Source organism: Fusobacterium perfoetens (genome assembly GCF_021531475.1).
Classification (GTDB): domain Bacteria; phylum Fusobacteriota; class Fusobacteriia; order Fusobacteriales; family Fusobacteriaceae; genus Fusobacterium_B.
Window position 1 is genome coordinate 1 of the sequence record NZ_JADYTX010000057.1, and the last position, 8836, is coordinate 8836.

Sequence of the window (8836 nt, forward strand, 5' to 3'; positions counted from 1 at the left end):
AGACATACATTACCAACTTTCTTATATTTTTTAATTTGTTGATAATATATATGTGTCCTTTATGGGTATCATATCAAGTTTTGTAAAAAATTTTTATGCGTCATTTTAACATATAAAAATTTTTAAGTCAATAGGTATTTTAAAATTTTTTTAATTATTTATTTTTAATTTAATTTTATTAAAAATGATATTAAAATAATTTATTATACATTGAAAACATAATAAAATATGAAAAAAAAATTAATTTAAAATAATTGTATGATTTTTCAATGCAAATGTGGTATAATATGAGAAGAAGAACTCTATAATTATTTTAATATAGATTATTTAACGTAATCTGTGAGTTTAATTTAATAATAAAAGGAATCTTTTATGAATACAAATATTAAAAAAAATTATGATTTGTTGATGAATGAGCAAATCAAAAAAATAAAAGAACTAAATATAAAACCAAAACTTTTATTACACACTTGTTGTGCACCTTGTAGCTCTATGGTTATTGAAACTCTAAAAGAGGTTTTTGATATTACTATATATTTCTACAATCCAAATATCACAGAAAGTGATGAGTATTTCTTAAGATTTGAAGAGATGAAAAAATATATCTTAGATATTGGAGAAGATATAAAAGTGATAGAGGGAAGATATAATCCTAGAGAAGATTTTTTTGAAAAGGTAAAAGGGTTTGAAACTTGCAGAGAGGGTGGAGAAAGATGCAGACTTTGTTATAAACTTAGAATGTCAGAAACTGCCAAATTTGCAAAAGAAAATGGATTTGATTATTTTACCACAGCTTTATCAATTAGCCCTTTAAAAAATTCAACTTGGATAAATGAGATCGGTGTTGAACTTTCTGATATTTATTCTGTTGATTTTCTTTTTGGAGATTTCAAGAAAAAAGGTAGATATCAAGAGAGTATAAAAATCTCTAGAGAGCACAACTTATATAGACAGGACTACTGCGGTTGTATATTTTCAAAAGTAGAGGCAGAAAATTATAGAAAGTCAAAAGCAGAGAGAGAAAATAATGAATAATGATAGATTCTATAAACTCAATAGTTTTCTAAAAGAAAATTTTAAGGAAAAAATATATAAGGTTTCTCTTGATGGAGGATTTACTTGTCCAAACCGTGACGGAAAAATTTCAAATAAAGGGTGCCTATTCTGTAGCGATAAAGGTAGTGGGGAATTTGCAGGAGATAGATGCAAAACAATTACTGCTCAAATAGATGAACAGATAGATTTTATGAAAGATAAGATAGGCTCTTCAAAAGTTATCGCTTATTTTCAAAATTTTACAAACACTTATGGTGATGTAGAATATCTAAGAAAAATCTATTATGAGGCACTAAATCACGAAAAAGTAATTGGAATAGCGATAGCCACAAGACCAGATTGTTTATTTGATGATGTGATAAACCTTTTAGATGAGATAAACCAAAAATATTTTCTTTGGGTTGAGCTTGGTCTTCAGACAGCAAATGATAATATAGGAAAAATTATAAATAGAGGTTATGATACTAAAGTCTATATTAATAGTTGTAAAATTTTACATGAAAAAAACATAAAATTTGTAACCCATATGATAGTGGGATTACCTACTGAAGAAAAAAAAGATCTCTATGACACAGTTGATTTAATAAATAGTGTTAAATCTTGGGGAATAAAAATTCACCTTTTATATATATTAAAAAATAGTAAACTCTTAGATTATTACCAACAAAATCCATTTAAAGTATATGAGAAAGATGAGTATGAAAATATCGTTATAGAACTTTTAGAAAGATTATCTCCTTCAGTTGTTGTACATCGTTTAACAGGAGATGCAAAAAAAGATGAACTTTTTGAGCCTTTGTGGAGTCTTAATAAAAGAGGTATTTTAAATTCTATTGAAAAAAAAATGAAAGCATCTAAGTCATATCAAGGAAAATTTTTTAATGAGAAAGAGGCGATAAAGTGAGTGTAATAGATAGAATTAATACTATGCAAAATAAATTTACTTCTAAAGAAAAAAAAATAAATAAATTTATAATGGCAAACCTTGATAAAATTATGTATATGAATACTTACGAAATAGCAGAACAATGTGATACCAGTCAGGCATCGGTTGTTAGATTTGCCAAAAAACTTGGTTATTCTGGTTTTCCAGAATTAAAAGTGGATTTCGGAAAAGAGATTGGGCGGAGAGAGGCAAAAGATAAAATAACTTTTACCTATGAAGATATATCTGAAAATGGAGAGATTGGGGAAACTGTAAAAAATGTTGTTAAAATAAATACGAGTATAATTCAAGATACCTATTCATCTCTTGATATACAAACAATAGAAGAAACTGTAAAAACTATAAAAAAAGCTAGAAAAGTTATGATAGTTGGGGCAGGATATTCTGGAGTTATAGCGAGGGATTTGGAATATAAACTTCTTGAGCTTGGTATAAATGTTATTTTCCAAAGTGATTTTCATACTTTGCTTGCAACACTCCCTACACTAGATGAGAGAGATGCACTTTTCGTTATATCTCAAAGTGGTAGAACAGCTGATATATATTGTCTTGTAAAAGAAGCAAAAAAAAGAAAAATTAAAATAGTGGCAATCACTCAAACTTGTGATAACCCTATAAAAAATCTTGCTGATATTCAGATAACAACTGTTGTGGAAAAAAATAATTTTAGATCAACTTCATTATACTCAAGAATCTCTCAACTTACTATAATAGATATAATTTATGTATCATTGATTTCAAGTGATAAAAAACTTGCTGAAAAATATATCGGTGATGCGATTGAAATGGTTAGCAAATTTAAATTGTAAATTCATTAATACAAAATAGGAGGATAGAAAATGAGATTAATAATCACAGAAAAAAATATCGGAGATTGGGCAGCAGTACACGTAGCTACAAGAATACTTGAAGCAAAACCAACTGCAGAAAAACCATTTGTTTTAGGATTACCTACAGGAGGAACTCCAGTTGGAATGTACAAAAGATTAGTACAATTCTACAAAGATGGAATCTTATCTTTTGAAAATGTTGTAACATTCAATATGGACGAATATGTTGGACTTGACAAAGACAATGAACAAAGTTACTGGAGATATATGCACGATAATTTATTCGACCACGTTAACATCAAACCTGAAAACGTTAATATGTTAAACGGAATGGTTAAAGGTGTTGAAGAAGAAGAGGAAGAATGCAGAAGATATGAAGAAAAAATCGCTTCTTATGGAGGAATTGATTTATTCGTAGGAGGAATTGGACCAGACGGACATATCGCATTCAACGAACCAGGATCATCTTTATCTTCAAGAACTAGAAGTAAAGAATTAACAAAAGATACTATAATAGCTAACTCAAGATTCTTCGGAGGAGATTTAAACAAAGTTCCTAAAACATCTTTAACTGTTGGTGTTGGAACTGTTATGGACGCTAAAGAAGTTTTAATTCTTGTTAACGGAGCATCAAAAGCAAGAGCATTACGTCACGCAGTTGAAGAAGGAGTAAATCATATGTGGACTATCTCTGCTTTACAAATGCACAGAAGAGGAATTATCGTTTCTGACGAAGATGCAACTCTTGAATTAAAAGTTGGAACTTACAGATACTTCAAAGATATCGAAGGAGCTAACTTAGATACAGATAAATTACTTGCAGATTTCTATGCAAAATATTCTAAATAATAAATTTTAAATAAAATTATAAATAGCTTCTTGGGATTTTTCCTAAGAAGCTATTTTTGTAATATTTTTTTTATTGAACTATCTCATAAGGCCAAGTTAAAATTCCGCCAAATTCATAAATATTTTTATATCCGGCAAGACTAAGTTTTAAAGAAGCTGTCAAACTTCTATGCCCACTTCTACAATAAACCAAAATTGGAGTATCCATTTCAATATCCAGATCCAAAAGTTCATAAGGAGAGATATCTTCATTGGGAATATTTATAGCATTTTTTATATGTCCCTCTCTAAATTCTTCCTCTCTTCTAACATCTAAAATTATATATTTACTTTCGCTATCCATTATTTTTTTAGCTTCCTCTTGAGAAATTCTTTTATATGTAAAATCTAACATAATTATCACTCCTTTTCATAGAAATATTATATCAGAAAAAAATATTTTATAAAAGAAAATATTATAATCGTTATAATTTTATAATAAATATAAACTAAATAAAGATATTTTTTTCAGAATAAGAATATAATAACTTCTATTATAATTTAAAGAAAAAAACTAAAAATAATTTTTATTTAAACTTTTCTAAAAAAAAAGAACTCTAAATATTATGATAAAATACTACAAGGAGTAAAGTACAATGAAAAAAGGAATATTAATTTATTTATTAACATCTGCTGTTTGTTTAGCTAATATAAAAGTAGATACTATTAAAAAAAGTGAGACAACTAAAAAATATACATATGAATTTTCATATCCATCATTATCTCTTGATGGAAAAACTCTTCCAATAAATCAAGAAATTGAAAAAAATATAAGTTATAATATAAAAGGATTCACAAGAGTTGGAGAACACAACCCTTATTCTGATAGACCTTATGAAGCTCAATCTATATTCAAAGATTATAAAAATAATTTTGGAATAACATCTATTCTTGAATCAATATATACTTATACTGGCGGAAATCACGGAATGACAGGTTTTACTTCCTATAATATTTCTAATAAAACTGGAAAAAATTTAAAATTTAATGATATCTTTAGAAGAGGAGCAAGAGAATATTTTGAAAAAGAGATTAGAGATAATATAATCAAAGATGTAAAAGTTAACAAAGAAAAAACAAAATATTTTAGAGATTCATCTACAAGATTTGTTGATCTTGACAATGCTGTTATTTTCTTTAGAGGGGATAATTTAGTAATCAGATACCAACAATACGCAATCGCCCCTTATTCATCAGGAACACCAGAATTTGAATTTTCAAAAGAAGAAATAAAAGAATTTTTAAAGGAGATTTAGTATGGGAGCTTTAACAGGACTTAAAATTTTAGATTTTTCTACACTTTTACCAGGACCTTATGCAACACTTATGTTATCTGATTTGGGGGCTGATGTTATAAAAATTTCTTCTCCAGATAAAAAAGATATAGTTGCTGACTATCCCCCATATATAGAGGGAACAGATATTACAGCCAATCAAGCTTGGCTTGGGAGAAATAAAAAAAATCTATTTTTAAATTTAAAAACTGAAAAATCAAAAGAGATAATTCATAAACTTATAATGGAATATGATATAATTATTGAACAATTTAGACCGGGAGTTATGAAAAGACTTGGACTTGATTATGAAACTTTAAAAGAAATCAATCCAAAAATTATCTATTGTTCATTGACTGGTTACGGACAAACAGGGGCTTTAAAAAATAATGCTGGTCACGATATAAATTATCTTTCTAGAAGTGGAAATATGAATTACTCTGGTAAAAAATCCACTGGACCAGTTCTTACAAGTATGCAAATTGCTGATATTGGAGTAGGATCTTTAAACTCTGTAATTGGTATTCTTTCTGCTGTATATTATAGAACTCAAACTGGAAAGGGACAATATATAGATATTTCTATGTTTGACGGACTTGTATCTTTTAATGCTATGGAAGGAGCAAGTTTTTTAGTAAATGGTATTGAGCCAAAAAGGGAAGAAACAAGATTAAACGGTGGAAGTGCTTATGATTTCTACGAAACTAAAGATGGAAGATATCTAAGTGTTGGATCTTTAGAGCCAAAATTCTGGAAAAATTTCTGTGAATGTATTGAGCTACCTCAATTAATAGAAAAAACTGTTATGCCTAATGATGTAGAAAATATGAAAAATATCATAAGAGAAAGACTTCTTACAAAAACTTTAAAAGAATGGCTTGAAATTTTTGATGGAAAAGATGTTTGTGTAGAACCTGTTCTTACAATGAAAGAAGCTCTTTTGGAAGATGAACATATAAAAGATAGAAAATTAGTGGTTGATGTAGAAGTTCCTAATTCAAATGGAAAAGTTATTAAACAGATGGCATCTCCTATTAAACTTTCTGAATGTCCAGTAAATTATAAAGAAACTGGTTATCCTTTAGGATACCATACTGAATCTATTTTAAAAAATTTAGGATATTCTGACGAAGAGATATCTAATATGAAAACAGAAAATGTAGTAGATCTATATGTTAAAAAATAAATATTATAAATCACCAATAGGTGTTATTAATATTCTATATTCAGAAGAGGGAATTTTTAAGATAACTCTTGTGGAGAATGTTCCTATAGATTATTATTTTGAAGAAAGAAAAAATGATTTAGGAGATAAGGTTATATCAGAGCTTAAAGAGTATTTTAATGGACAGAGAAAAGATTTTGATTTGCCTCTTATAATTCAAGGAACAGATTTTCAGAGAGCAGTTTGGGAAGAACTTAAAAAGATAAATTATGGAGAGATAAAAACTTATAGTGATATAGCAAAAAATATAGGAAAACCTAATGCTTGTAGAGCTGTAGGAAATGCTAATAATAAAAATCCATTTATGATAGTTATTCCTTGCCACAGAGTTGTTGGAAAAAATAAAAATTCTGGTGGTTATGCTTTTGGAGTAGATATAAGAGATAAACTTTTAGAACTTGAAAAATTACATAAATAGAAAAAGGAGCAGGATTTTTTCCAACTCCTTTATTTTTTATTTTGTAAATATTTTATTATTTAGAGTTTTTAGCTCTCATAAAGAATAATATTCCTGTTAAAGCTAACATTCCAAATGGAAGAGCAAGTAATAAACTTTTTGTATATCCTACGATTATGTAAGAAATAAATGTTACTGATGCAACTGTTAAAGCATAAGGTAATTGAGTATAAACGTGGTTAACGTGATTACTTTGAGCTCCTGCAGATGCCATAATTGTAGTATCTGATATTGGTGAGCAGTGGTCTCCACATACAGCTCCAGCCATACAAGCAGAGATAGCTATTATCATCATTTGAGGATTATTTTCAAATACAGCAACAACGATTGGAATTAAAATTCCGAAAGTTCCCCAAGAAGTTCCAGTTGCAAAAGCAAGTCCACAACCAACAACAAATATAATAGCTGGTAACATATTCATTAAAGCTGATGCTGAAGTTTCCATAAATCCTGCAACATATGGAGCAGCTCCTAAACTGTCAGTCATTGATTTTAATGTCCAAGCAAATGTAAGAATTATGATTGCTGGAACCATTGCTTTAAATCCTTCTGGAATACAGTTCATACAATCGTGGAAAGATAAAACTTTTCTTGCTGAGTAAATAGCGATAGTTATTATCATAGCAAAGATACTTCCCATTGAAAGTCCTAAAGATGCGTCACTTCCAGAGAAAGCTTCTACGAAAGTTGCTCCACTGAAAAATCCTCCAGTATAAATCATTCCCATTACACAACAAACGATTAATAAAGCAATTGGTATAATTAGGTCTAATACAGAACCTCTTTTATTTTCTTGAGTAGCTTCGACAACAAATGAACGATCTTCAGTAGTAAATAAATCTCCATTTACTGCATTATCTTCGTGAGTTTTCATTGGTCCATAATCTACTTTGAAAACTACTAATGTGATTAACATAAATATTGTTAATAAAGCATAGAAGTTATAAGGAATTGCATTGATAAATATTGAGAATCCATCTTCTCCAGGAACAAATCCTGTAACTGCTGCTGCCCAAGAAGAAATTGGAGCGATGATACATACAGGAGCCGCTGTTGAGTCAATGATATAAGCAAGTTTTGCACGAGATACATTAAATTTATCTGTTACTGGACGCATAACACTTCCAACTGTTAAACAGTTAAAGTAGTCATCAACGAATATTAAACAACCAAGTAATATAGTAGCAAGTTGAGCTGATACACGAGATTTTATTTTTTTACTAGCCCAAGTACCGAAAGCTAAAGATCCTCCCGCTGCATTCATTAAACAAACCATAGCACCTAAAACTACTAAGAAAATTAAAATTCCTACATTGTAACTATCTGATAAAACTTTTATAAATCCATTTTGTAAAATATGAGTTACAGTTTTTTCAAAAGTAAATCCTGAATAGAAAAGTCCTCCAACAGTTATCCCTAAGAAAAGAGAACTAAAAACTTCTTTTGTAATAAGAGCCAAAACAATGGCAACTACTGGTGGAACTAAAGACCAGAATGTTGCATAAAGAGCTGGCTGATAAGCTTGCTCCTCAGCAAACCCTAAGGTTGACATAACTAAAAACATAAGACACATAAAAACAGTTCTAAAAACATTTCTCATAAAAATCCCTCCGCTTATAATAAAAATAAAATATTTAGTAAAATAAAAAAGCCACAAATTACTTGAGGCTTCACAAAATGTTATATGGCTTTATAGAATATGTTAAAAAAACATAATTTTAATAATTCTTGATAGCTCTCCACAAATTGTGACAGTCCAACACATATTCTGTGCTGACCCAGGAGCTTATTGGTAGCAAACTCCTTCGGCGATTTCTCCTTTCATCTAAACAACGGGTACCAACCTTTAAACATTTAGACTAGTGATAGAAAACCGCAACCTCTATCCTTTAGCTGTATTTATTTGTTGCGATAAGTATACCACTTATTTATATAAATGTCAAGGATAATTTAACAATTTTTAATTAAAAAAATTAATATTTAATTAACTTAAAACACCAAGTTGTATAAATATATAAAATCTCTTATATTAACCAATATGAAAGCTAAAAATAATGATATTTTATCTGTCTTAACTCACTAAATTATTTGGAATAATTTTTATTTTTTATACTTATTAATTTATAGTTTTAAAGTTATCTATAAAATTAACCATATAAA

At 28.5% G+C, this 8836-nt stretch carries 9 protein-coding genes and 1 riboswitch; of the genes, 7 read left to right on the forward strand and 2 right to left on the reverse strand.

Features of this window, described 5'->3' with window-relative positions; all coding sequences use genetic code 11:
- Positions 1-384 precede the first annotated feature (384 nt).
- Genes I6E15_RS09725 through nagB form a run of 4 tightly spaced genes read left to right on the forward strand, consistent with a single transcriptional unit; the run spans position 385 to position 3681 of the window.
- Positions 385-1035, forward strand: coding sequence for an epoxyqueuosine reductase QueH (locus tag I6E15_RS09725; protein WP_235247588.1), 651 nt, complete (start codon positions 385-387; stop codon positions 1033-1035).
- The gene (locus tag I6E15_RS09730) at positions 1028-1960 is read left to right on the forward strand and encodes a TIGR01212 family radical SAM protein (RefSeq protein WP_235247581.1); all 933 of its coding nucleotides are present in this window, start codon (positions 1028-1030) and stop codon (positions 1958-1960) included. The genes I6E15_RS09725 and I6E15_RS09730 overlap by 8 nt, the downstream gene beginning before the upstream one ends.
- The gene (locus I6E15_RS09735) at positions 1957-2811 is read left to right on the forward strand and encodes a MurR/RpiR family transcriptional regulator (RefSeq protein ID WP_235247582.1); all 855 of its coding nucleotides are present in this window, start codon (positions 1957-1959) and stop codon (positions 2809-2811) included. The genes I6E15_RS09730 and I6E15_RS09735 overlap by 4 nt, the downstream gene beginning before the upstream one ends.
- A gap of 30 nt (positions 2812-2841) precedes the next feature.
- Positions 2842-3681 (forward strand): glucosamine-6-phosphate deaminase, encoded by an 840-nt coding sequence (gene nagB / locus I6E15_RS09740; protein ID WP_177160231.1) that lies wholly within the window; start codon positions 2842-2844, stop codon positions 3679-3681.
- A gap of 70 nt (positions 3682-3751) precedes the next feature.
- Here nagB and I6E15_RS09745 read toward each other — a convergent pair whose 3' ends face one another.
- The gene (locus tag I6E15_RS09745; protein ID WP_235247583.1) at positions 3752-4075 is read right to left on the reverse strand and encodes a rhodanese-like domain-containing protein; all 324 of its coding nucleotides are present in this window, start codon (positions 4073-4075) and stop codon (positions 3752-3754) included.
- A 241-nt stretch (positions 4076-4316) separates the two neighbouring features.
- On the opposite strand from I6E15_RS09745, the gene I6E15_RS09750 reads away from it, so the two are divergent.
- The 3 genes from I6E15_RS09750 to I6E15_RS09760 are packed head-to-tail and all read left to right on the forward strand — an operon-like array spanning position 4317 to position 6637.
- Complete coding sequence (locus I6E15_RS09750; RefSeq protein WP_235247584.1) at positions 4317-4976, forward strand: DUF3298 and DUF4163 domain-containing protein; 660 nt, start codon at positions 4317-4319, stop codon at positions 4974-4976.
- Position 4977: 1 nt separating this feature from the next.
- Entirely contained in the window at positions 4978-6180 is a 1203-nt protein-coding gene (locus I6E15_RS09755; protein WP_235247585.1) for a CaiB/BaiF CoA transferase family protein, read from the forward strand.
- Positions 6167-6637 carry a methylated-DNA--[protein]-cysteine S-methyltransferase gene (locus tag I6E15_RS09760; RefSeq protein ID WP_235247586.1) on the forward strand — a complete coding sequence of 157 codons (471 nt, stop codon included), beginning with the start codon at positions 6167-6169 and terminating at the stop codon, positions 6635-6637. The genes I6E15_RS09755 and I6E15_RS09760 overlap by 14 nt, the downstream gene beginning before the upstream one ends.
- Before the next feature lie 55 nt (positions 6638-6692).
- On the opposite strand, the gene I6E15_RS09765 is transcribed toward I6E15_RS09760, so the two are convergent.
- Positions 6693-8276: a Na+/H+ antiporter NhaC family protein gene (locus tag I6E15_RS09765; RefSeq protein WP_235247587.1), complete on the reverse strand. Its 1584-nt coding sequence runs from the start codon at positions 8274-8276 to the stop codon at positions 6693-6695.
- Between the two features lie 124 nt (positions 8277-8400).
- Positions 8401-8569, reverse strand: a riboswitch (Lysine riboswitch).
- Positions 8570-8836: the final 267 nt, after the last annotated feature.

Excerpts from the sequence above, each read along its gene's own strand:
- I6E15_RS09730 (WP_235247581.1), top strand. The coding sequence starts at position 1,028 with ATGAATAATGATAGATTCTATAAACTCAATAGTTTTCTAAAAGAAAAT.
- nagB (WP_177160231.1), top strand. The coding sequence starts at position 2,842 with ATGAGATTAATAATCACAGAAAAAAATATCGGAGATTGGGCAGCAGTA.
- I6E15_RS09745 (WP_235247583.1), bottom strand. The coding sequence starts at position 4,075 with ATGTTAGATTTTACATATAAAAGAATTTCTCAAGAGGAAGCTAAAAAA.
- I6E15_RS09750 (WP_235247584.1), top strand. The coding sequence starts at position 4,317 with ATGAAAAAAGGAATATTAATTTATTTATTAACATCTGCTGTTTGTTTA.
- I6E15_RS09755 (WP_235247585.1), top strand. The coding sequence starts at position 4,978 with ATGGGAGCTTTAACAGGACTTAAAATTTTAGATTTTTCTACACTTTTA.
- I6E15_RS09760 (WP_235247586.1), top strand. The coding sequence starts at position 6,167 with ATGTTAAAAAATAAATATTATAAATCACCAATAGGTGTTATTAATATT.
- I6E15_RS09765 (WP_235247587.1), bottom strand. The coding sequence starts at position 8,276 with ATGAGAAATGTTTTTAGAACTGTTTTTATGTGTCTTATGTTTTTAGTT.